This is a genomic window from Borreliella americana (assembly GCF_021043605.1).
GTDB classification, from domain to species: domain Bacteria; phylum Spirochaetota; class Spirochaetia; order Borreliales; family Borreliaceae; genus Borreliella; species Borreliella americana.
This window is the reverse complement of the sequence record NZ_JAJNFB010000005.1, coordinates 19,325-42,520: the sequence shown is the minus strand read 5'-3', so window position 1 is coordinate 42,520 and position 23,196 is coordinate 19,325. Positions and strand designations below refer to the sequence as shown.

Here is a 23,196-nt window from a genome sequence, read left to right as displayed (position 1 = left end):
TTATCTGATTTTTATCGTGCTTAAAGCAATTATAGCAAATATTAACCCTATTATCCAAAATCTAATAACGACTTGCATTTCAGACCACCCAAGTTCTTCAAAATGATGGTGAAGTGGTGCCATTTTAAATACTCTTTTTTTGGTCTTTTTGTAAACCAAAACTTGAATAATTACAGACATAGTTTCAATAATAAAAACACCTGCAAGAATAGAAAAAAGTATTTCGCTTTTTAAAATCAAAGATGCCATTCCAAGAATGGCTCCCAAAGCCAGACTGCCCGTATCTCCCATCATAATTTTTGCAGGATAGGCATTAAACCATAAAAATCCAAAACTACCCCCAAGCAAAGCCCCAAGAAATATTACAAGCTCTTCAGAACCTTTAATATTTGGAATATGCAAATAAGCTGCAAAATCAGCCCTGCTTGTAAGATAAGCAATTATTATTAAAGCCCCTGTTATAACTATGCTCAATCCAATTGCAAGTCCATCAAGCCCATCTGTCAAATTAAAAGAATTAGAAGCAGAAATTAAAATAAACATGCCAAAAGGAATGTAAAATAACCCCAAATCTATTTGAAAAGATTTAATAAAGGGAAAATATATTATACTAACATGCTTACTACCAAAATAATATAAAATACCAACAGAAAAAAAAGAAAATATTACTTGTCCATAAATCTTAAATCGAGCTTTAAGTCCATCTGAGGTTTTCTTTTTAATTTTCAAAAAATCATCTATAAAGCCCAAAAAAGCAAATCCAAACATAACAAAAACCATGATCAAAAAATAAACATTTAAAATGTTGCTCCAAAATACTAAAGAGATAAAAACACAAAAAAAAATAAGAATGCCTCCCATGGTAGGAATTCCTGCTTTTTCGCTCAAATGTCTTTTAGGACCATCTTCTCTTAAAATCTGATCGGCTCTTAATTTTTTTAGCCTTAAAATAATATAAGGGCCCATAATCAAAGAAAGCAAAAATGCAAAAATTGTAGCATAAGCCATTCTAAAGGTAATGTATTTGAGTAAACGCAAACCTAAAAGGTAAAACATAAAAACCTCATTATCATCTAAATATAATTTAAAATTCTCTCAAGCCTGTTAAACCTTGAGCCTTTAATGACAATAAAAACTGAAGGCTCCAAGCTTTTTAAAAAAAAATCAATAAATTTATCAAACTCGCTAAAGTAATATAAATACTTTTTAACTAAATTCTCAGAATCCCTAACATCTAAAAATTCTTCGCCAATTAGAAAAATTTTATCAAAATTCATTGAAACAGCTTCTTGAATTAAATCTTTGTGAGTTTTGTATGAAAATTCTCCAAGCTCTTTAAAAGACCCAAGAACTATAAATTTTTTGTTTTGGATATCAAGATCTAAAATCATATTTTTTAAGGCCATAAAAGAACCCATATTGCCATTATAAGAATCATTTAAAATTAAATATCCATTTTTTGTTAAAATTTCTGCCCTACCCTTTTGAAAAGCAGTTTCAATAAGGCCTTCTCTTATCTCTTTTTCTCTCATTCCTAAAAATAAGGCCAAATTAATACACCCTATTGCATTAAAAATGTTATGTCGACCCAGCAATAAAATAGAGTATTCAAACCCTTTGTAAATAAAATCAAAAGAAAATTTCCCTTCCAAAAAAGAAAATGATTTAATACTAAGATTTTCAAAATCAAAATAAACGATTTTAACATTTGGATTTGCGATTTTTGCTCTTTTTTCAAGATAAACACAATAATCGTTCATTTCATTTGAAACAAAGATTTCAATGTTTTTGCCAATTATTTTGCTCTTTTCAAAAGCAATAGCTTGTAGCTCCTTAAAAGCTTGCATATGTGCATAGCTTATATTCGTAATAATAACAATCTCTGGTTTTAAAATTTGAGATAAAAGATCCATTTCTCCAACATAACTAACTCCAACTTCAAAAACAGCATACTCTTCATTGCCCTCTACCCTTAAAATACTAAGAGGAAGCCCAATGTCAGAATTTAAATTACCCCAAGTTTTGTAAGTTTTATATTTCTTTGAAAGTATACTATAAAGCATCTCTTTGGTTGTAGTCTTACCATTGCTACCTGTAATAGCAATTTTTTTAAAGCTTGTTTTTTCAATTAAACACGCTGCTAAAGTTTGAAGAAGTTTTATTACATTGCTTGTAAGCAAAAAAACTAGCCCTTCATTATCATTTAAATATTTAATACACTCAGATTCATGATCTCTTGAGCATACAAAACATTTAACACCCAAATCAATTAAATACTTAACAAAAGAAAATCCATCTACTTTATTTCCCTTATATGCAAAATAAAGACTACCATTAATATTATCATCCTTTATTTCGCGACTATCTAACGAATAAAAAGATACTGCTCTTTCAATATTTTTTATATTCCCTACAAATTTTACATCTTTAGAAGAGATTAAAATATCCTTAATCTTTATACGCACTAAAACCTCATTCTAAAATCTTTTAATCAACGAAAATATTTATATCTTGATTGGCTTTTTTTTCCAAATTTAATTCTCCAAAACAAAAACTCTCTATTCTATCAATATTTTCAAGTTCATATATTACCGTCAGCAATCTTAAATTATCATCAATAATATTTTCCTGTTCATTGTCTAAATAATTAAATTCCCTAAGCTTTACAACATATCTGAAATTTAGGTAAATATTAAAACACAATATAACTGTTAGTATCAAAATTAAAATACAATAAACTTTAAATTCAATCTTACTTATGTTATTCATAATTTTTTTACAACTCTAAGTTTTGCACTCCTTGAAGGTTTGTTTTTTTTAATTTCGTCAAAATTTGGTAAAATAGGCTTTTTTGAGATCCTAGCATACAAATCACTACTCAAGCTTTTTAAAAAATCCTTTACAATACGATCCTCTATTGAATGAAACGTAATAATAGCTAAAATTCCATCTTTGGATAAATTTTCTACCCAAAAGGGCAAGCTCCTTTTAAGCCTAGTAAGCTCATCATTTACATAAATTCTTAATGCTTGAAAAGTTTTTGTAGCTGGATTTATTTTAACTTTTGAAAAAGGATAAACTTTGCTTATTATGGACTGTAACTCTTTTGTGGTTTGTATTTTTTTAATTTTTCTATATTCTACAATGGCTTTAGAGATTCTTCTAGAATAATGTTCATTGCTTAAATTATAAATTAAAGCTTCAAGGTCATATTTACTAAAAGTGTTTACAATCTCAGCCGCACTAATTTTACAAGAAGAAGAACAAAGTCTCATATCTAAAGGTTCATCTTCAAGAAAAGAAAATCCTTTTTTGCTGCCCTTGTAATGAAACATAGAAATACCAAGATCAACTAAAATAAAATTGGCTTTGACATTTAAAGGATAATTGACGAAAAAATTATCAAACCAATCATTAAAATATGTGATTCTCTCTTCAAAAATGAGAAGAAACTGCTTTGCTCTTTCTAAAATTTGAGGATCTCTTTCAATTCCAACCAAACTTAAAAAATCATATTTCTCAAGAATCGCTTTTGCATGAACACCTTCTCCAAGAGTAGAATCAATGTATATTGAATCACTTTTTACGGGCAAATCTTCTATAAGCTTACAAATTTCATCAAGAAGTACCGGAAAATGAAAAGCGCTATTATTCATTTAATTTAAACCTATAAATTATTTTTTTTTCATTTCCATAAACATCGCCATACTTTATTTTAAGTTCATTCTTGCCCTTAACAAAATTAAGATCATTTATCTTAAGACATCCTACATCTTTTTTTATATTCAAAATATCTAATCCATAATTTTTCTCTTGAGCTAAAGTGTGTGTATTATTAATCAAAAAAATATTTTGAAAATCTGAACGAAGAATGCTTTTATTATTCAAAATAGCTTCAAAATAATAAATTCCTTTAAGAGAATTTTCAAAAGATTCTACTTTTTGAGTATAAAAATATAACAAAAGACTGTATTGACCAGAATCGACATTTAAATTCGTGTTTTTTGACAATTCTAATCTTTCATCATCACCCTTTCCTTTTAAAAAAACCCTGCCCAATGTATAAACCGTCTCAGCAACTAAATTGTTCCTATTTTTGATGACAAACAAAGGATTTATAATCTTTTTAGCACTAGGATCATTAACTACTAAATCAATAATACTATTTTCATCTTTTAAAAAAATCTTTCCAAGCTTATAAAAAAACTTCCCAAAAACCTCTAAATTTAAATTTAGATCATTATCAAAAATGATTAAAATACTACCATCCCTATTTAAACTATTTTTTGAATATAAAATTTTATAATTACTGGAAAAAACAGATACGGTATTTTTCAAGGGCCTTAACCTTACTCCAATATTCAATTTATTATTATCCAATACACCAAAATCTTTAACTAAAGCAAACTTTTCATCATTTTTAAATTCCAAAAATGGATATAAATCCAAAATATTTAAGAAAAATATCAAAACAATTAAAATCACTGAGCCAATCCCAAGTATTTTAAATCATTATTACTATTAAAATATAAAAGTCCCTTTTCAAATTCAACAAAAGAGCTTATTTCGTCTTTAATAAAAATATTATCAAATAATTTAAAAGAGTTTGTAGAATAAGTTTTTACATTAATGATTTTTTCACTCTTAGAATAAAAATATACTCTATAAATATTTTGGAAATAATCATATGACGCGCTTAAAATAGAATTTTTATTTTCAACTTTAAATATTCTACCACTTTTAATATTTATAACCACAAGTGAATTTTTTCCTTCAATAAACAAATTATGATAATCATCTATTTTTATAAAAGTCTCAAAACTATTAATAGTTAAATTGTTTAATTCTAAAATTTTTTTATAATTATTCTCTAAATCAATTATTTCTAAAAAATACTCAGAATTGCCTTTTAGTGACACCAAATATTTATTATCAGAACTTAATTTAACAAAACATGTTAAAAATTTTCTCTCTAAAAAATTTTCCATATAAATTATCTTACCCTGTTTATATACATAAATCTCACCATTAGAAAGCCCCAAGGCCAAAACTTCATTGTTGTAGTCTAAACTTAAAATTGAAGACAAAAAATTAAGCATTAGTATATTATTTCCGCCAGAATCATAAACTTCTAAAGTTTTATATAAATTGTTTAAAGTAAAAATTAAATTGTTTATTGCAAAAACAAAATCCTTTAGCTTAAGTGTAAATAAAAATTTATTGTTTTTAACAGAAAAAACAGAATAATTCTCACTGGAATTTAAAAGCACATAATAATAATCTGAATAACTTATTAAGTTGTCACTTAAAAGAGAATAACAAGATTCTTCGAAATTAATACTTAAAACCTTATTTGATATAAAAGCATTCTTGCTTAAATTTATATTTTTACAATCAGATTTATTCTCAAAATTCTTAAAATCATAAAAATTAGATACGTTCATAGTAGATCTTACAAAAAAATCAATCAAAATTATAAATAATAAAAATAAACTTAAAATCAAAAAAAATTTTAATTTTTTGAATTTAATAGTGCCCTCTTCTACATTAAAACTCAATATAACTATTTTCTCCCCATCTTAATTGATCTATTTCACTTTAATTAAATCTGAACTAAACTTTGAAGACCAAACTCCATGAAACCTTGAAAATTTTTCAGCAGCTTCTTTTTGAGAGGCTATGGTAGCCAAAGCTCTTCCGGCTTCAAGATAACCAAGAGAATGTAGTCCAAATTCATGAGATCCACTAATTTCATATTTACCCCTTAAAATAAAAGCTCCCTCTTCTAAAAGCTCTAACGCTTTAATAAGGTGTTCAAATTGAAATTTATAATAAGGACTCTCAAGTTTTAAATTTTTAGAAAAATCTCTAAAATCAATAATATTTTTAGAAAAAACAATAAATTTGAGATACATATCCTCAAGAAAAACAAGCGTTTTAGAATCTTTTTTACTAAAAATTTTAGCCAAATCAATCAAATAGCCCAATTTTTTAACAATCAAAAACCTCTCTTCAGGATTTAAATTAAGAGCCTGAGGCATTTCAATCAACTCTCTTGGGGTAATACTAAGAACAGGACTAATAACCAAACTAAAATCAGAAATCAATCCAGACAAAATTTTTTTTATAGAATAATTTACTTTCAATCTAGGCCTAGTATAAAAATAATTTAAAGAAGAAATATAGCTTAAAACATTTAAATTGAAATCAATAAGATCAAATGAAAGTTTAGCATTTGATGTAAATTCGCCAGTCTCTTTTATAGCTGCTATATCATTTAAAGTCCTTACAACAAGATTATTAATATATACTATTTTTTTATAATTTTCATTATCAATTAAATCCATAAACACCTGCCTAAAACTCATAAAAGGATGATTTATCAGCTATCTAATATTTTGATTTTAGCAAAAAACATATTAAATATTTTAGCAAGTTATAAATTTATAAAAAACACCCTTTAAAAATTAACTCTGTGAATAAACAAAACATTAAAATACTTATAATAAATTATGTAAAATTTTAACTAATTTTTAAAATTACCAAGTCTTAAAACAGGGAAAATCCTCTAGCCTTATTAAAGATTAGATCAAATTAAACATTCAAATAACAACCAAGAAAAATTTCTATCAAAAAGAACACCGCTTAAAAAAACATTAAACTTACAATAATTTATTTTTTAATCTCTTAACAAAAGTATCCGTACAAAATGAAACAAAATTCAAGTTTCGAGAAGAAATTTCAAATTCAAAAACAACATCAATCCCGAAAGAACCAAAATTAATTCCATCCAAAAAAATTGATGCTGGTGCTATAAAATATTCCTTTGAAAAAGAAATAGAAAGTTTACTTAATTTAGAGAAAACAAAAGAACGATTGTAAACAGAATGCGGAGAAATAGGTGTAAGTAAAAATCCCTCAAGATCTGCTTCTAAAATGGGGCCCCCCGCTGAAAAAGAATACCCTGTTGAACCTGTTGGAGTAGACACAATTATCCCATCACTTTTATATGATAAAAAATTTTCAGAATTAACCATAAGATCTACATAAATCATTTTATTAAGAACGCTTGAGCGAATAATAATATCGTTTAAAGCATATTTAGAAATTAAATCCTTGCCACGCTGAAAAATTGTTACATGAAGTAAAAATTTTTTATTAATAACTAAAGAATTGTTAAAAAATCTATCTATGACTTTTTTAAAATCTTCAATCTTAATATCTGCTAAAAACCCAACCTTACCCATATTAATTGAAATGATTGGAATATCAATATTTTCATTTTTAAGAAGCAAATTAACAGCCAAAAGAACTGTACCATCTCCTCCTAAAGTTATCAAAAAAAGAAAATTTTCTTTTGGAAAAGAAAATAAAGGCCTGCCAACATCTATTAACACTACTTCAACAAAATACTTAGTTTCTAAATAAACTTTAACATCATTACCTAAAATACTAGCTCCCAACTTTAAAGTATTAATACAAAGAAGAACTTTATTCTTCATGTTGATCTTTATAGGGAATATTGTCAAATTCGCATTTATCAAAAATTTTTGCGATATCAATTAATACTAAATATTCACTCTCAAGATTATCAGCCTCGTCAAGCTTTACAACTCCAGATATATATTTTCTATCTAAAGTTTGTAAAGTAGCAGGGGGTTCTTGAACCCTAGAATCATCAAAGCTAATAACTTTAAGAACTCTATCAACAAAAATACCTAAGAGTTTATTTTTAATCTTAACTATTAAGTATCCTGTTAATAGCATATCTTCTTCTGTTATCGAAATAGAAGGAACTCCAAATTTAATATTCAAATTAATTAAAGGAATAATACTGCCTCTAAGATTATAAATACCTATAATATATTCAGGAACATTTGGTATAGCATAAACTCCTTCTGATGGAACTTTAATAATTTCTCTAATGTGCTCTATTGAGACCCCATAGCTTTCTTTTCCTATTTTAAAACCTGCAACTTGAAGCTGTGGTTTGCTGTCTTTGGAACTTTCTTTTCTAAACATATTTTATACCTTTAAATTTGCTTATAACAATTTGATTAATTTTCTACTTACCAAAACTTTTACCTAAAAAATAAATTTCAAAAGAATTCTTCCTTACAGCCTTGGGTCTAATTTTTTTTACAAATTTAAAATATTTTTCAAACTTTTTAAAAATTTGCATCTCGTCTCCTCCCTGAAAAACTTTAACAAGTAAATTTCCTTTTTTAAGTAAAACTTCAAGCGATAAATCTATTATTCTCATGCTTAAATTAAAAGAATTACTGGTATCTACAAGTTTATTTCCAGTAGTCTTGGGAGCAACATCGCTAATTACAAGACTATAGGGCTTAAAAGTATTAATTTTAAAAACTGTATCATCTAAAAAGATATCTCCCTTTATAAAATAAAAATTATCAACATATCTAAGACCAATATCATTAAGATCAACAGACACTAAAACTCCTTTTTTAAGCTTTCTATAAGCATATTGAGAAAAGCTGCCAGGCGATGCACCAATATCCAAAACATTGCCATAAGAAAATAAAGAAAATTTTTCATTAATTTCTATTAATTTGTATACAGACCTTGCCAAATATCCTTCTTTTTTGGCTTTTTTAGAATACTCATCATCCAAGCGATACACATCAATCCCTTTAATACACTTTATTATACTTTTTCATTATAATTCTTATTATGCAAAATAAACTATTTTTAAAAAATATTGAAAAAAATATTAATAAAATCTTTTCAACAACTAATTTTTTAAATTTATTCAAAGACAACGATTTAAAATTTACTTTTAAAATAAAAAAGAAAACTCTTGAATATATTAAAGCACCAGCAATTGAAATTGTTAATAGAGGCGGAAAACGAATAAGACCAATGATAATGATTCTTTTAGCATATGCATTGGGTTTAAAAGAAAAAAATACCAAATTAATATATAAATTAAGCTTACTGCTTGAACTTCCTCATTCTGGTAGCTTAATTATTGATGACATTGAAGACAATTCACTAAAAAGACGCGGTGCAGCAGCAATACATTTGATCTATGGAATAGATAACAGTATAAATGCTGGCAATTTAATTTATTTTTTACCTGCAAAATTAATAGAAAGATCAAATTTAAAAGAAAATCAAAAATTACTAATTTATGAAAATTTCTTTACAACTCTTTCAAATCTCCACCTAGGACAAGGAATTGATATTAAATTTCACAATGAGTCATACATCCCAAGCATTAAAGAATACATCTCTTTGGTAGAATTAAAAACAGCTTCACTTTTTGGAATGGCTAGCTTTCTAGCCGCAATACTAACAAATAATGAAGATAAAGCTAAAAAAATTTACAGTACTTTTTTAAAACTTGGTGTTTATTTCCAAATAATAGACGATATTAAAAACATGAAAAATAAAATTAATGGTAAAGAATTCGGAGATGATTTACTTGAGGGGAAAAAAAGCTTACCAATAATTTATTTTTTACAAGAAAAAAAATTTGAACCAGAAATTATTTCAAAATTTAATCAAATAAAAAATACCAAAACTACTAAAGCAAGAAAAGAAATATTTAAACTAACAGAAATGATAAATTCATCAAAATCAATAAAAAAATCAACTATTATTGCATTAAAATACTTAAACGAGTTTAAAAACGAACTCAATTTATACCCACTAACAAATAGATATAAAAATCTACTAATAGATACTATTGAGCAAATAAAAGAAGGAATATAATGAAAAAAATAATAATGGCACTTTTTTATGGCTTTATAATAAATATTTACCCCGCTACAACAATATCAACATTAAAATTCGATGAACAAAAAAGCAAATACACAATAGAAAAACTTTACCAAAAATCAATGTTGCTAAAAAATTCAAAAAAATATAACAAAGCAATAGAAAGTCTAACAAAAATAATTAACATGGATCAAAATCAAGCTGATGCTCATCTTCTGCTCTCAGAATTAGAATATTTAAATAAAAACTGGAAAAAAGCAATTATTAAATCTCAGGATTACTTAAAAATAATAGACTTTAAAGATAAAAAGAACTTTTTAGATATCTCTTGGGCATACTTTTTAATAGGAGAAGTTGAGAATTCAATGGACTATATAATTAAATTTTTCCAAAGCGGTAAAGAATTGTTCGAAGAAAACATATTTATAGCAATTGATGCCCTTTTTAAAAAAAGCATTTATCATTTTATAAACAATAAAAATGTAGCATTTAATACAACATTATCCTCAACGTTTCAATTAGCACTCAATGACGACACATTGTTTATAATTTTTTTAAATAATTTAGAAATAATAAAACAAATACCCTTCTATCATTTTAATAGAAAAAAACTAGAAGAACTATATCTACAAATCAACACTCTAAAAACAATTCAAAACACAACTTGCAGAACTTAAGCTAAGATCTATCTTTTCTCTTAATCAACGAAACCAATATATTTATTATTATTGCTACGTAAAATTGAAAAGAAAGAGAAAAATAAGAATTTATATACTCTTGAGTGCGAAAAAATTGATATTCAAAAAACACTATCAAAAAAGAAATTGGGAAAATTAATAAAGGATTTGAAAATGCAATATAAAGAATGCAAATAGCAAGCCAACCATTGTTTAATCCTAAATTATAAGAGTAAGCATTAAGACTTACCGCAATAAATGAACCAGCAAGACTTGCTGTGAAAATTGATACAAAAATTGCAAAAGATTTAAAATAATTGCTTATTTTCTCACCCAAAATATCTTCATAATTTCCCGAAGAGATAAATTCAAACACTGCCCTAATTCTTGAATAACTTATAATATAAACAGTTATAAATAAAAAAATGAAAAAAATAGCAATAAAAACAAAAATCTCAAAATTTCCAGATAAATTTAAAGTAAAACCGGGAATAAAATTAAAATTACTCTTCATTAAATAATCAACAAAAAAATAACAAAAAATATTAATGCCTATTCCTGCTATAAAAATATCATAATTTTTCTTTACTACAAAAGATAAGAAAAAACCAAACAAAAAGCTAATAAAAAGAGTGAAAATGGTTGAGATAAAAATTCCATATCCCAAATAAATGAAAAAAGATGTTAAAAATATTGAAAGATACGAAATGCCCTCAATAGACACATTTAAAAATCCTATTTTCTCTGTATAAAGAACTCCAAGTGCTAAATACGAAAATACAATAGCCTGCTCAAAAATACCAAACATCTACTTTTTCCTAGCTTTAATCAAAAATAAAGAGATAAAAATAGCAATAGATTGACAAAGTCCAATAAATTCATACTTAAAGTCATAATTTATATTAAGAAAATTATTAAATTCAATTAATGTTGCAAACAATAGGCTAAAAAATAATACATAAACATAATTAAATCCTGAAATTACAGCAACAATTAGACTACTCCAACCAAGCCCTGAAGTTAACCCTAAAACCAAATAGGGCTTAAAAAACACTACAAACATAGAGCCCGCAAGACCGTTTAAAAAAGCACTGCCAAATACAGCAAAAAATTTATATTTAAATTCATCTATATTAAAAAAAATATCTATCTTTTTTTTATTACTCAATATTTCAAGCTGAAGCCCATAAATAGTTTTTTTGTGCATAAAAACATAAAAAAGCCAAACTGATACACCAAACAAAAACAAGCAAATAAGTGATGAATCTAAAGTAAATAAACCATTGATCCTTTTTGTCTGATTAGAAAAACTACCTGTTTTTAACATATTTAAAATAAATCCATCTACCAATCTTTGATTTCCATAAGATATTAAAAGACCTGTTAGGGCTTTATTTAATCCAAAGAAAAAAGTAATAAAAAAGGGAATAAGCCCTAAAAGCCCCACAAAAAAAGAACTTAAAAATATTAAAAATATAAAATTAAAATAGGTCAATCCAAAAAAACTTGAAAATATATAAACGAAAAATGCCCCAAAATAAACTTGACCTTCGTTTCCAAGATTTAATGAATTACTCTTAGCACAAGTGGCAATACCCGTAGCCATGATCAAAAATAAAATAAAACGCCAAGATATCATCTTAATATAAGAAAATTGAAAAAAATCACCGAAAAAATAGCTAATACTTAATATTGAAAAAGAAAAAATTAATGCCATAAAGCTATTTCTAAAAAAGGTCATAAAAATAGTAATTCCTTTAATTTTTCTTTACTAATTTCTTCTCTAGATACGTTTAACAAAACTTCTCCCATTTTCATTGCTAAAATGTTATCGGATAGCAAAAACAATTCATCTAAATTGGAAGTGATCAAAAGAACTGGCTTTTCTTTTGAATAATTACGAATAGCAACAGACATTTCATTATAAGCTTTGTGATCTAAATTGCTCAAAGGAGAAAAACAAATTAAAAAACTTTTTGCAATATACATTTCTCTGTAAAGAGCAAACTTTTTCAAAGTTCCTCCAGAAAATGCCAAAGATTTGGAATAAAGAATTCTATATATTTTCTCTTCGCTATATAATTCCATTTTTTTTTTAAAAAAATCTTTAATTCTATTAATGTAAGATTGTCTAATAAAAATTTTTTTTTCAAAATTCATAAATTTAGCCAAAAAATTATCTAATATACTGCTATTATCTGGGAATAAATTGCCAATACCTAAAGGTAAAAATCCAGCTTTACACTCAAAAATATTTATTCGCTCATATCTAATGCCATCAATTTTTATGCACCCAACAAAAATAAGTTCTCCTAAGAATAATTTTTCCCAAGTTTTAATTACAGCCTCTTCACCAATTATTCCTAAAACACCCCTTTTATTTAAAGAAAAACTAACATCATATTTCCAAAAATCTTCGAAAAACAGATTAAATTTAATTGGATCTTTTTCAAATTTATTAAAATTAATATTTACCAAAAACATTTTATCACTAGAGGATTCAAGCCTGCTCAAAATCGACTCTTTGTTTATCGTTCTAAAACACTTTCCATCTTTTAAAACAATAAACTCGTCGCTAAATTTTACAGCATCTGTGATCTCGCTATGAGTAATAAAAAGAGACGCGATTCCTGATTTCTTAAGCAATACAAGCAATTTTATAAAAGCTTGCGCTTCTTTTTGAGAAAAATAAGCAGCACTCTCGTCAAAAATAATTATTTTTGCATTCTCTTTAAGAGAAGCAATAATAAGCAAAAAATAAATCTCTTTAATATTTAAATCTTTAATTTTCTTATCTAAATCAAAAGAAATATTATAAAATTGCATAAGCCATTTATAATATTTATAGGTCTTAGATTTATTCATTGGCATGAAAAATGCATAACCAAACCAATATATGCTCAAATACTCCCATACTCTTAAATTCATTTTCAAATTAGGAACTTGAGAAACAAGATAAATACCGTTATTTTTAGCCTTATCTACATTCCAGGTTTTTTGCTTAATGCCATTTACCAATATTTCACCATCATCAAAATCAATAAGTCCGGAAATAATCTTGGCTAGGGTGCTCTTTCCTTCTCCATTTTTACCAACTACTGTAAAAATTTTAACTTCTCCAATTTTTAAATTAATACTATCTAAAATAGGCTTATCAATATCTGGAAAATACTTAACTATATTTTTAAACTCTACCATTAATTTTGTTCCAAATTAATTTTTATACCATTTGCACCAACCTCTTCTATTTTTCTTAAAAGATCTTCTTTTAACTTTTGACTGGTTCGCTCCAAATAAAAAACATTTGTAATATTAAACAAAACTCCTTTATGTTTTATGCCAAAAATATCAGAATTCCCATAGTTAATCTCTGACTTAAGAGCCTTATCTAAAATATATGAAACATAATATTTTTGATTTGTAATTCCCGAACCAATAATATTTTCTTTATTATCCAAATAATCTTCGCTATCAAATAGAACCGCAGAGACATTATTCTCTCTAACAGAGGAAAGCACTCCTTCAACAGCAGATCCCACAATAGGAAGTATTACCAAAACCCCCGAATCTTTAATCAAAGAGTCTGATAACAATTTAGCTAAATTACTATCATGCCAATTGCCCAAAACTCGATAATAAACTTCAGATCTCATGCCAGTATCAAGAATTCCTTTTTTGAAATAACGATAAATATAATCACTCATAACAGGATAATTTTGACCCGCAATCAAAGCAGCATTCCCAAAGCCAGATTTAATAAATTCCTTTAAAAAAAGACCCACATAATACCCTAAAATATAAGCCTCTTCTGCAACATTATAAGAAACTGAATAAACTTTCTTGTTAGTGTTTTTGACCAAAGAATCAAAAATGAGAAACCTGGTATGAGGATAATTACTTGAAACATTATCGACAATGTATTGCATAGCATTATTTGTAGTTATTAAAAAATCATATTTTTTTGAGGTTAATAGTTTTTCAAGCATTTCTATCCACTCGCTTTGATTAAATCCAGCCTCTAAAACTTTAATTTCAAGATTTTCGTGCTTTTTTTTAAATTCAAACAAAGAATCATACATTTCTTTATAAGATGGAGATCCTGAAATAATCCCGGGAATAAATAAAGCAATATTAGTTTTATTAGAAATATCAACCTTTCGCTTCTTGAAAAAAATTAAATAAACAAATAAATATAAATGAAATATCGTAAATAAAATCCAAAACCCTTTAAAAAACACATTTTTACTCATAAAAATAAAACATCCTTTTATTAATTTAATTATTATTAAATTCCATTTAATGCCATAAAAATCAAATAAAAAAAGATCAATAACAAGCTATAAAAAATAAAACCACCAAAACTAATTAAAAAATTAATTATCCTAACAACTGAAGAATACATTTTTTTCCCTTATGATACAATTTTGGTAAAAAATTCTGAACCGAAATTTAATAAAATATTAAGCAAATTATGAATGTGAATTTTAAATTCCGTTGGATAATATAATAAAATTTTAAAATTTTTTATTTTTTTAAAAATGCTCGATATTAATAGTTTGAAATAGCTAATAAAAAAAAATGTGTTAATTTTTTCTATTTGAATTTTCAAAAAATATATCATGTCATCTAACAAATAACTTTAACATAAAGTTAAATACATAAAAATCAAAACTCTCTAGGACGCAATAAATACAATTCATTAACATTTAAATTGCTAGTAATATCATCATTTGAGCGTCTTAAATACATCTTTAAAGAATGGATTGTTTTAAAAAACTTATTTTTTAAAAAATTTTTATTAGCTTTGTAATCTTTTAAAAATTTTGAAATGGGCCCGTTAACGGTTATTGAATTATCGAAAAAATTAGAAAAATATTTCAAAACATCATCCACAAAATAAAATCTATTAGCCAAATCAACAAAATTATTAAAAAGCACTCCGATTCTACCCTTTAAATAATTAACATTTTTAATCATATCAACCCTGTTACCAAGCCTATAATTTTTATCTTCCAGACTCCACTTTGAATATATAGAACTAAATTTAAAATCTTTCATTAAATAATTATACATAAAGTTGAATCTAAAACTATCTTCAATATATTTTAAAATAAAAAAATATAAAAACCTTTTATTTAAAGACATAAAATTATCTTTAGCCATCCTTATAAAATTTTGATTAACACCCTTTAAAGTGCCCTCATTAACTTTGTGTAAAAAAGAATTTCCATTAAAAAGCAAAAGACTGGTATTTGGAGAAATTAAATATTCGGCTTTATTAATGTGCCTTATGCTACTACCCTTGTAAACATTAATAAAACAATTATTAAAATAATCGCTATTGACATAAAATTTTGAAGTATTTTCGACTTTAAACAAATTTTCATCTATTATAACAGAAAATGAAGATCCTTTAACAATGTTATGAATTATAGCATCAACACTCCCTCTAAATAAATATACTTTTGCATCTTGCAAATCCTTAAGAGAAGAATAAAACACAAAACTATTTGTATTGGAATAAAAAATTAAATCTGCAGAAATACCATTTATTTCATATAAATTTATTTTAAGCTTTGAATTTTCTCCAACCTCAATAAAATCATATTCAAAAATTTCGTCATCTAAACCCAACTTAACAGGAAATGTATTTCTAACAACACTAACTTTACCTTCTATTTCTTTTACAACTGCCACTTGAGAAAATAAAGCTCTACTTGAAAGCAATATCAAAAGGATAAAATGATATATTCTAAAAATATAGTTCTCCTGATCTTTGAAAAACTCATAAATTTAATTATACCTTGTTTTATATAAATTTATTATACTTTGAACAATTGTAAAAAAGAAGTATAATTTAGTTTAAGAATTAAAAATATTAAGTTTTTATTGACATACTATAATTGCTATAATAATAAAGATAGTTAAAGTAAGAACTTTAATGTTTGAAGATTCTTACTTTAAAAATAATAGAAGCCAAGTTATTAGAAGGGTGTATTTATGAATATAAAGAATAAATTAATACCGCTGCTGCGAATTGTAGTAGTAATCTCTTTTATCGCATGCAAAACGCCTCCGGAATCAAGAGAGAGTAAAAATGCTAAAATTGCACAACCAGATAATAAAAATTTTCAATTAAGAGATATAAAAAACATTAAAAATGAACTAATAAGAGAGCGGGGACATCTTTTTTATTCCAAAGAGTTTAACGAAGCTGAAAGATTAGAAAAAGCAATGAAACAAAGTTTTTCTAAAAAAAAAGCAATAGAGGGAAATGAAATTGCGCTAAAAGTACTTGAAAGATACAAAACAATAATAAAAGAAACAAGGGAAAAAAAAGAAAAAACAAACTACCTTAAAGAAAATATTGAAAAGTATCTAAACGATGCAGAAGCAAATGAAGCATATATATGGATTCCTTTGGAAATCGACGAAGTAAATAACTTGTATTTTGAAGCAACAAGAAAATATAAAAATTACGATCTTGACAATGCCCTTGACATGTATAGTAAGGCCTTTAACAGAGCACAACAAGCAGCAAAAAATGCTAAAGAAGCTAAGGCTTTAAAAGAAACTGACGAGAGAATGTACAAACAATTAAAAGCGCTTGAAGCGGCTTCTAACTTACCAATTTATAGCAATAATAAGCTTATAAAGCCATCTCCATGGAATGGTAGAGCATTCATTAAAGAAAAAAACGATCACTTAAACCTTTTAAATACCAATAAAGGCACTTATCTTCTTGGAGAAGAAGAAACTTTAATCCCGATAGTACTTGCATACGAAGAAAAGGTAGAAATAGCAAAAAACTCTAAACCTCAAGAACAATTCAAAACACTAGAACTTATTGAACGATCTAGAACATTGTGGGAAAAAGGGGTTGAGGCTAAAAATGTAAAAAACTTAAGACTTGCCAATGAATTATTTTTAGAATCTGCAAGATACCTTGAAGCTTATCAAAGCAATGCAAGCAGTGAGCTTTATGTAATAAAAATAGGCAATACCTTATGGGGAATTTCCAAAAAATTATACAACGATCCTTACTTATGGCCAAAAATTTGGTTTGCCAACAGACAAAAAATACAAAATCCAGATCTAATTCATTCTAAATGGAAGATAATAATTCCTGCCAAATAAGCAAAAACAATCATAAAGCAAGGCTTCTAAACCTTGCTTTCTTATTTTATATCTAATAAAATTAAGTAATAAAAACAATCTAAAAGAGACAAAAAATGAAAAAGCTAATATTACTAAACTTAATACTTATTTCCTGCTACACAATTAACTTAAAAAAATTAACAAAAGAAACCCCTTATAGGGTTTATCTCAGAGAAGCTCAAAAAGCTGTCAATGTCAATGACTATAACTCTGCTTTAAAAGCATACGAAAAAATGATTCAAAATTTCGCTAACAATCCAAATATAGTTGCTACTGGTAAATATGAAATTGCATTCATATACTATACAACAAACAAAACAGAAAAAGCAAAAAAAATCTTTGAAGAGTTAATAGAAAATAATCTGGAAACGCCTAAATGGATTAAACCTTTAGCTAAAAAAATATTAAATAAAATAGAAAATAATAAAAAATAATAATTTAAGAAATAAAAATTTTTACTGGAATATTATTCCATAAATTGTAATATCTTTTTCCTTTGCAGAATTAACAACGTCTTTATAAACAATAGACCCTCTTGGATACTCATGAGGAGGAGCATCTCCTATAACAATAATAAATCTTCTTTCTGCTCGCCAATCAAACTGGGTCACAGCAGCATCAATCCCCTCAAACACAGCTTCTGGATAATCCCCACCGCCACCAACATTAACATACTTAAGAATATTATTTAAATAAGGAATAGTATTAAAATCAAAAGCTTTGGTTAAAAAATCTTCAAGATAGTCTTTATAAAAAACAAGACCTATTCTATAGGATTTAAATTTTTGAAGTTGAGGCTCTATTATTGAAAACAAATGTTCTTTTAGAATCTCAATATTGCTTTTCATACTATCAGTAACATCAACAACAAGCACTAAATCTAAATCATAAACCGGATCTTCTGAGTTTTTTAAAATTTTGTTTATTTTATCAACAATATCAATACCATTATTAGCAATAACAACCTCATCTGAAAATTTTGTAAAAGTATCCTTTAATTCATTAAATTCAATTTTTCTCTGATTTTGATCATCATTAAAAAGCAATTCATAAGCATTGTCTTGATACCTGCCCATATAATCATTATATTTTTTCTCAAAAGATCTTATAGAAAACCAAAAGGGTTCTTTTTTGTTTTTTAATATTTCTAAGTCAATCTCACCACTTCTTGTTGAAAAATTCGGAAATCCATATTTTAATTTTTTTGGAATCAATATATGAAAAGCTTCTCCAAACTTTTTATTAGGAACAGGGGTAGAAGATGTCAATGATAAAAGTTCTTTATTCTTAATAACTCTTCCATTTAAAATTCGAATTTCATCTCCATTAACCTTATTGTAGCTTAATGTTCGAAATGAATAAGTGGCCACATCTTTTTTCTTATCAGGAATTTCAAAAGACTCTGTCAATATTACTGACTTGATCGCAGGTTTTTTTCTAATAAAAAGATGAAATCCCTCTTCATGAGCCTCAACATAAACATCATCAATCCCTATTTTCAAAGAATTATCTCCAAACCCAAACAAATAAAAACTAATAAAAAAAAACAAAAAAATTTTCTTCATAAGGAAACCCGACCTCATAAATAACTCAAAAACAATCAACAAGATCTATAATTAAAGTTTTTCAGATAAATTTTCATAAAATAAAACATTTGATTTAGAAAAACTATTTTTAAAAATATTTCTGAGATTTAAACTGGCAAGATCTTTTTTAACGCTTTTTACCATATCTTCATCCCTATTTAATATATCAAAAATCTTGGCTGATTCGCTTAAATTGCTAACTCCAGAATTAAAAAGTTTAGTATCTCTTATTGATGAAAAAGAAGCCATTACTTCTACAACCCCAAGATTATTATAAGTCTCAATTTCTTTTAATAAAAGAGTTTTATGATAATCGTTTTCTTTGGGATTAAAATTCAAAACATTGGCCTTCTCTAGTTCTAAGTTTTGCATAACTCTTAAATAATAGCTCCTAGAAGCTAAAAAATCGCCCATTTTATAAAGAGTTAAGGCAATAGAATTTAAAACTTCGTTACTACTTGAAAACCCCGCCATGCTCTCTACTTTAAATAAATATTTCAATGCATCATCATAATTATTTTCCTTGTAACTAAGCAGCCCAACTTTATAGTAAACATCTGGACAATCAACGCCTTCATTTATTGCTAATTTGTAAGAAGATATCGCAGACTTAAAATCATTCAAAGATCTAAGAATATCACCTTGCTTTTCATAAATTGAAGAAATTTCCTTAGATCCTTTTATAAGGTTGTGTTTTTTATAAAAAGAATAATCACTCAGGGCTAAGCCAATAATATTGCTAGCCCTAAGAGAATCTCGAGATTTTTCATAAATGTCTGCTAAAATTTTATAAGCCAATATCTTGTCCTCAGCATCTTCAATTGAATTTTTATGCCTAAAACTATTTAACGCTTTAAGCAAATAAACTTCGGCCTTTTTAAAATCTCCTATGTAATACGAATATCTTCCACTTTCAAAAAGTGCCTTGTCGTAATTGGGATTTTTATTTAATATTTTTCTGAGAATGTATTCAATCTCTGAATTCATATTGACATTATTGTCAAGCTTAAAAATAGTTCTGCTATCATTTCTTTTAAAATTAGAAAATTCCTTATTCAATAAATTTGTTTGCCCATTAAGATAATTTAAATTTATAGCAAGATTATTTGCTCTTTGATTATAAGTCACAAAAGAAATATACTTGTCTACAAGCTTTTTAGCATATTTTGTGTAAACAACTTCATCAATATCTAAAATTTCATTTGACTTAATAAAATTATTAACATTGTCAGACTCGGTATCTAAATTAGCTTCAATATACGCATTAAAAAGTTTAAATAAAATTTCCTTTTTTTGCCCATATTTAAAAAGCACAACTGTATAGCTATTAATACTATCTTTATAGTAATTAGAATTTGTCTTAGCCCATTTAAAATAATTATCTCCCTTTAATACTAAAGCATCATAATCATAAAGATCATAAGATATAACCTCATCAAGTATTGAATTAGCCTCAGAGTGCTCTCCAAGATTAATTTTCATAGAAGCGTACGAAATATATCCTTCTTTATTAAACTTTTTTCGCCTTCTGCTTGTAGAATTTTTAGAAAAAGGCTCAATTGTAAACAATTCCTCATACTTCTCTTCAGCACTATCAAAATCTCTAACGTCTTCAAACGCCTTAGCATAATTAACAAACCATTTATCATTAGGCCTAATATAATAAGCATCCCTAAAGATAGCTTTTGCAAGATCTCTTTTATTTGCGTATATAGATTCTATACCCTCTTTATACTTGCTCTCAGAGGCAACATAAAAAAATATTACATCTACTATAAGATACAAAGAAACTAAAACTAAAACAACAAAAAGAGAAGCTATTTTTATTAAGGGCAGTAAAGCCCTTGAAACTCTATAGCTCAATTTTTGCTGAAGCTTGCTATATTCTTCCGCCTTAAAATAAATTACAGGCAATTTAATAGATCGACCAACAATATCTCCTACAAATTTAGCAATAAATTTCAACCTTTTTTTATTTTTTTCAACAAGATCAATTAACGCTTCAAGTTTGAACCTTGAAACATTCTCCTTAGTTAAAGCCTCAGCAATTGCAATTCTTAAATTTCTAGGATAGGAATTTAAATGTTTTAAAAATAATGGATAATTAACCTTAAGTTCGAAACGTTTAAAATTTGCATTTTGATCATACTCTAAAAATTTAAAATCATCTGCAACATTTTCAAAATCATCCTCATCAGCACCTAAATTTAAACCATCTCCAGCAAACATCTCTGATTGTTCGTCTGTTTGGTTCTTCTCACCATTTGCCGCATTACCAATACTAAATTCATTCAATTTATTAAATTCACTAGATTGCAAAAAATTATCATCCCCCGAAACAGAAGAATCATTATTGGCTTTAAAAAAATTATTATTGCTTTGATTGTTAATTAATTCCTCAGAATTAAGTTCTGAAGAATTGATTAAATTATCAAAATCAAGCTTAGAAGCAAATTCTAAATTAATAGAATTATCATCAAGAACTTTGTCAATATTATTCTCAAAAGAATCACTAGAAGAAACGTCAAAATCATTATTTAAAGTTGAAAGATCTGAGTCCATATCAACCCTTAAGTCAGAACCACTTAAAGGTAAATTATCACTAAAAATGTCAGAATAAGGCAATTTATCCTCACTCTCAAGAGCATCAAGCATAAAATTTAAATCAAGTTCATCATCATTTTCCTCTAAAGCAAGATCTTCACCTATCCAAGGAACAATACTCTCTCCAGGCTCAGGAAGCTTAACATCCATACTCACCCCAAAAGATTCCTTAGATAATCTTTCATTAGAAAGATTATCTAATATTTCTCTTTTAAACTGTATTATCTTATCTAAATCAGGCATATTGTAATCAAATTCCTAGCTCATAAAAAGCTTTTTTTATAAAATTCATGACCCTCTGCATGAAGAACATTAAAGCGATTTTCTAAATCTTCAGCAATTTTTAAACCCAAAGCTTCCTTTGTAATCTCTGTCTTAGAATCTTTCAAGGTGTTTAAAATTTTATCCCTATACTCAGCAATACTTATAACCTTATCAGCATTATATATAAGGGAATCTCTTTTAAAAACATCGTGAGACATATCTCCATCCTCAGAAACTTCTAAAACATTTCCATTGATTCCAATCATTAAATAATAATCAAAAATTTTAAAATAATTACCAATTTCTAAAATTATTTTTTTTGTTTCAGGTCTTCCTTTTCTATACCTAGTAGCAGTAGGAAAAATAAGTATAATATACCCACTATTTTTCTTTTCACAAATATACTTCATAGAATTAGAATTAAAAACACGCCTTTGCCTAGCATGTTCTAAACCAACCCCAACAAATGCATGCGGTGGATACACCAATATTGCATTGTACCCCAAAGAAAGGGTCTTAACAAATAAATTATCTCTAAAAAGCTTAACTCCAGCTATTGGGATAATATGATCTGCAATATCATGATAACCCATTTTGTAAAGTAAAAATTGAAAACAAGGAAAATCAAAATTACTATAATGCTCCATTAATATAATTGAAGACTTACCGGATTTAGTCTTTTGGTAAAGTTCTAAAATATTTTGCATACCAATAATGGTAGATCCACTCTTAAGAAGTCTCTCTATCATTCTATCTGCCAATCTTCTACTATTAGAATCTGCATTTCGATAAGACTTATCCAAATAATTAACATTTTCAACAGACTTAAATTGAATTACAAAGTCGCTTTCCATGTCTTTAAAATATTTTTCAAAACTTTCATTTTGTACAAACATAAAACCAGCACCCTTTAAAGCATTCTATGCTGCCACTTAACCGTTAGTTACATTATTTTATTTACTAAAGACAAAAACTCTATAAAACTAAAAATAAATAACTAATATTAAACAAGCATACATTTTTGAAAACATTTCAAACAATTATACCTTATTTGCCATACAAATTAAAGTAAAATTTTAGCTTACAACAATAGACAAATAATACTAAAAACTATTTAAGTTATTAGACTTTTTTTATTATAAAAATTAAAGTAAAATTTAAAT

The 23,196-nt window shown here is 26.3% G+C and carries 22 protein-coding genes; 4 read left to right on the top strand and 18 right to left on the bottom strand.

Features of this window, described 5'->3' with window-relative positions; translation table 11 throughout:
- From mraY to LRB30_RS02270, 10 genes are all read right to left on the bottom strand, one after another.
- Positions 1-1,056, bottom strand: coding sequence for a phospho-N-acetylmuramoyl-pentapeptide-transferase (gene mraY / locus LRB30_RS02315; RefSeq protein ID WP_231014119.1), 1,056 nt, complete (start codon positions 1,054-1,056; stop codon positions 1-3).
- Between the two features lie 17 nt (positions 1,057-1,073).
- Positions 1,074-2,465, bottom strand: a complete 1,392-nt coding sequence (locus tag LRB30_RS02310) for a UDP-N-acetylmuramoyl-tripeptide--D-alanyl-D-alanine ligase (protein WP_231018814.1) — start codon at positions 2,463-2,465, stop codon at positions 1,074-1,076.
- Positions 2,466-2,487: 22 nt separating this feature from the next.
- Positions 2,488-2,769 (bottom strand): hypothetical protein, encoded by a 282-nt coding sequence (locus LRB30_RS02305; protein ID WP_231014117.1) that lies wholly within the window; start codon positions 2,767-2,769, stop codon positions 2,488-2,490.
- Positions 2,766-3,656 carry a 16S rRNA (cytosine(1402)-N(4))-methyltransferase RsmH gene (gene rsmH / locus LRB30_RS02300; protein WP_231014116.1) on the bottom strand — a complete coding sequence of 297 codons (891 nt, stop codon included), beginning with the start codon at positions 3,654-3,656 and terminating at the stop codon, positions 2,766-2,768. Before rsmH ends, LRB30_RS02305 begins: the two co-directional genes overlap by 4 nt.
- On the bottom strand, positions 3,649-4,485 hold the full coding sequence (locus tag LRB30_RS02295; RefSeq protein ID WP_231018810.1) for a hypothetical protein: 837 nt from the start codon (positions 4,483-4,485) through the stop codon (positions 3,649-3,651). Before LRB30_RS02295 ends, rsmH begins: the two co-directional genes overlap by 8 nt.
- Positions 4,482-5,558, bottom strand: coding sequence for a hypothetical protein (locus LRB30_RS02290; RefSeq protein WP_231018809.1), 1,077 nt, complete (start codon positions 5,556-5,558; stop codon positions 4,482-4,484). Before LRB30_RS02290 ends, LRB30_RS02295 begins: the two co-directional genes overlap by 4 nt.
- Positions 5,559-5,588: 30 nt before the next feature.
- Positions 5,589-6,347: a hypothetical protein gene (locus LRB30_RS02285; protein WP_231014714.1), complete on the bottom strand. Its 759-nt coding sequence runs from the start codon at positions 6,345-6,347 to the stop codon at positions 5,589-5,591.
- 315 nt (positions 6,348-6,662) lie between these two features.
- On the bottom strand, positions 6,663-7,502 hold the full coding sequence (locus LRB30_RS02280; RefSeq protein ID WP_231018808.1) for an NAD(+)/NADH kinase: 840 nt from the start codon (positions 7,500-7,502) through the stop codon (positions 6,663-6,665).
- Positions 7,492-8,022, bottom strand: a complete 531-nt coding sequence (locus LRB30_RS02275; protein WP_231014681.1) for a chemotaxis protein CheW — start codon at positions 8,020-8,022, stop codon at positions 7,492-7,494. The genes LRB30_RS02280 and LRB30_RS02275 overlap by 11 nt, the downstream gene beginning before the upstream one ends.
- A gap of 43 nt (positions 8,023-8,065) precedes the next feature.
- Positions 8,066-8,644 carry an RlmE family RNA methyltransferase gene (locus LRB30_RS02270; protein ID WP_231018807.1) on the bottom strand — a complete coding sequence of 193 codons (579 nt, stop codon included), beginning with the start codon at positions 8,642-8,644 and terminating at the stop codon, positions 8,066-8,068.
- A 50-nt stretch (positions 8,645-8,694) separates the two neighbouring features.
- Between LRB30_RS02270 and LRB30_RS02265 the strand changes: the two genes are divergently transcribed.
- Both LRB30_RS02265 and LRB30_RS02260 read left to right on the top strand, forming a co-directional pair.
- On the top strand, positions 8,695-9,738 hold the full coding sequence (locus tag LRB30_RS02265; protein ID WP_231018806.1) for a polyprenyl synthetase family protein: 1,044 nt from the start codon (positions 8,695-8,697) through the stop codon (positions 9,736-9,738).
- Entirely contained in the window at positions 9,735-10,421 is a 687-nt protein-coding gene (locus tag LRB30_RS02260; RefSeq protein WP_231018840.1) for a tetratricopeptide repeat protein, read from the top strand. The genes LRB30_RS02265 and LRB30_RS02260 overlap by 4 nt, the downstream gene beginning before the upstream one ends.
- A gap of 1 nt (position 10,422) precedes the next feature.
- Here the strand turns inward: LRB30_RS02260 and LRB30_RS02255 are convergent, their stop codons facing one another.
- From LRB30_RS02255 to LRB30_RS02235, 5 genes are all read right to left on the bottom strand, one after another.
- On the bottom strand, positions 10,423-11,229 hold the full coding sequence (locus LRB30_RS02255; protein WP_231018802.1) for an ABC transporter permease: 807 nt from the start codon (positions 11,227-11,229) through the stop codon (positions 10,423-10,425).
- Positions 11,230-12,162 carry an ABC transporter permease gene (locus LRB30_RS02250; protein WP_231013728.1) on the bottom strand — a complete coding sequence of 311 codons (933 nt, stop codon included), beginning with the start codon at positions 12,160-12,162 and terminating at the stop codon, positions 11,230-11,232. It lies immediately after the preceding gene.
- Positions 12,159-13,619: an ATP-binding cassette domain-containing protein gene (locus tag LRB30_RS02245; RefSeq protein ID WP_231013729.1), complete on the bottom strand. Its 1,461-nt coding sequence runs from the start codon at positions 13,617-13,619 to the stop codon at positions 12,159-12,161. The genes LRB30_RS02250 and LRB30_RS02245 overlap by 4 nt, the downstream gene beginning before the upstream one ends.
- Entirely contained in the window at positions 13,619-14,671 is a 1,053-nt protein-coding gene (locus LRB30_RS02240) for a BMP family ABC transporter substrate-binding protein (RefSeq protein WP_231013730.1), read from the bottom strand. The genes LRB30_RS02245 and LRB30_RS02240 overlap by 1 nt, the downstream gene beginning before the upstream one ends.
- Positions 14,672-15,086: 415 nt before the next feature.
- Positions 15,087-16,148 (bottom strand): hypothetical protein, encoded by a 1,062-nt coding sequence (locus LRB30_RS02235; RefSeq protein WP_231018838.1) that lies wholly within the window; start codon positions 16,146-16,148, stop codon positions 15,087-15,089.
- 273 nt (positions 16,149-16,421) lie between these two features.
- Between LRB30_RS02235 and LRB30_RS02230 the strand changes: the two genes are divergently transcribed.
- Together LRB30_RS02230 and LRB30_RS02225 are read left to right on the top strand one after the other, a co-directional pair.
- Positions 16,422-17,558, top strand: coding sequence for a LysM peptidoglycan-binding domain-containing protein (locus tag LRB30_RS02230; RefSeq protein WP_231013731.1), 1,137 nt, complete (start codon positions 16,422-16,424; stop codon positions 17,556-17,558).
- 95 nt (positions 17,559-17,653) lie between these two features.
- Positions 17,654-18,013, top strand: a complete 360-nt coding sequence (locus tag LRB30_RS02225; protein WP_231013732.1) for a tetratricopeptide repeat protein — start codon at positions 17,654-17,656, stop codon at positions 18,011-18,013.
- A gap of 21 nt (positions 18,014-18,034) precedes the next feature.
- Here LRB30_RS02225 and LRB30_RS02220 read toward each other — a convergent pair whose 3' ends face one another.
- From LRB30_RS02220 to LRB30_RS02210, 3 genes are read right to left on the bottom strand one after another with little or no spacing between them, the layout of a single operon-like run.
- On the bottom strand, positions 18,035-19,144 hold the full coding sequence (locus tag LRB30_RS02220; protein ID WP_231013733.1) for a VWA domain-containing protein: 1,110 nt from the start codon (positions 19,142-19,144) through the stop codon (positions 18,035-18,037).
- A 51-nt stretch (positions 19,145-19,195) separates the two neighbouring features.
- Complete coding sequence (gene flcA, locus LRB30_RS02215) at positions 19,196-22,012, bottom strand: periplasmic flagellar collar protein FlcA (RefSeq protein WP_231018799.1); 2,817 nt, start codon at positions 22,010-22,012, stop codon at positions 19,196-19,198.
- Positions 22,013-22,032: 20 nt separating this feature from the next.
- Entirely contained in the window at positions 22,033-22,929 is an 897-nt protein-coding gene (locus LRB30_RS02210; protein WP_231013735.1) for a 1-acyl-sn-glycerol-3-phosphate acyltransferase, read from the bottom strand.
- Between the last annotated feature and the right edge of the window lie 267 nt (positions 22,930-23,196).

Bases quoted from the DNA above. Each gene is read 5' to 3' on its own strand.
- mraY (WP_231014119.1), bottom strand. From the start codon at position 1,056: ATGTTTTACCTTTTAGGTTTGCGTTTACTCAAATACATTACCTTTAGA.
- LRB30_RS02305 (WP_231014117.1), bottom strand. From the start codon at position 2,769: ATGAATAACATAAGTAAGATTGAATTTAAAGTTTATTGTATTTTAATT.
- rsmH (WP_231014116.1), bottom strand. From the start codon at position 3,656: ATGAATAATAGCGCTTTTCATTTTCCGGTACTTCTTGATGAAATTTGT.
- LRB30_RS02285 (WP_231014714.1), bottom strand. From the start codon at position 6,347: ATGGATTTAATTGATAATGAAAATTATAAAAAAATAGTATATATTAAT.
- LRB30_RS02280 (WP_231018808.1), bottom strand. From the start codon at position 7,502: ATGAAGAATAAAGTTCTTCTTTGTATTAATACTTTAAAGTTGGGAGCT.
- LRB30_RS02275 (WP_231014681.1), bottom strand. From the start codon at position 8,022: ATGTTTAGAAAAGAAAGTTCCAAAGACAGCAAACCACAGCTTCAAGTT.
- LRB30_RS02265 (WP_231018806.1), top strand. From the start codon at position 8,695: ATGCAAAATAAACTATTTTTAAAAAATATTGAAAAAAATATTAATAAA.
- LRB30_RS02255 (WP_231018802.1), bottom strand. From the start codon at position 11,229: ATGTTTGGTATTTTTGAGCAGGCTATTGTATTTTCGTATTTAGCACTT.
- LRB30_RS02250 (WP_231013728.1), bottom strand. From the start codon at position 12,162: ATGACCTTTTTTAGAAATAGCTTTATGGCATTAATTTTTTCTTTTTCA.
- LRB30_RS02245 (WP_231013729.1), bottom strand. From the start codon at position 13,619: ATGGTAGAGTTTAAAAATATAGTTAAGTATTTTCCAGATATTGATAAG.
- LRB30_RS02240 (WP_231013730.1), bottom strand. From the start codon at position 14,671: ATGAGTAAAAATGTGTTTTTTAAAGGGTTTTGGATTTTATTTACGATA.
- LRB30_RS02230 (WP_231013731.1), top strand. From the start codon at position 16,422: ATGAATATAAAGAATAAATTAATACCGCTGCTGCGAATTGTAGTAGTA.
- LRB30_RS02225 (WP_231013732.1), top strand. From the start codon at position 17,654: ATGAAAAAGCTAATATTACTAAACTTAATACTTATTTCCTGCTACACA.
- LRB30_RS02220 (WP_231013733.1), bottom strand. From the start codon at position 19,144: ATGAAGAAAATTTTTTTGTTTTTTTTTATTAGTTTTTATTTGTTTGGG.
- flcA (WP_231018799.1), bottom strand. From the start codon at position 22,012: ATGCCTGATTTAGATAAGATAATACAGTTTAAAAGAGAAATATTAGAT.
- LRB30_RS02210 (WP_231013735.1), bottom strand. From the start codon at position 22,929: ATGTTTGTACAAAATGAAAGTTTTGAAAAATATTTTAAAGACATGGAA.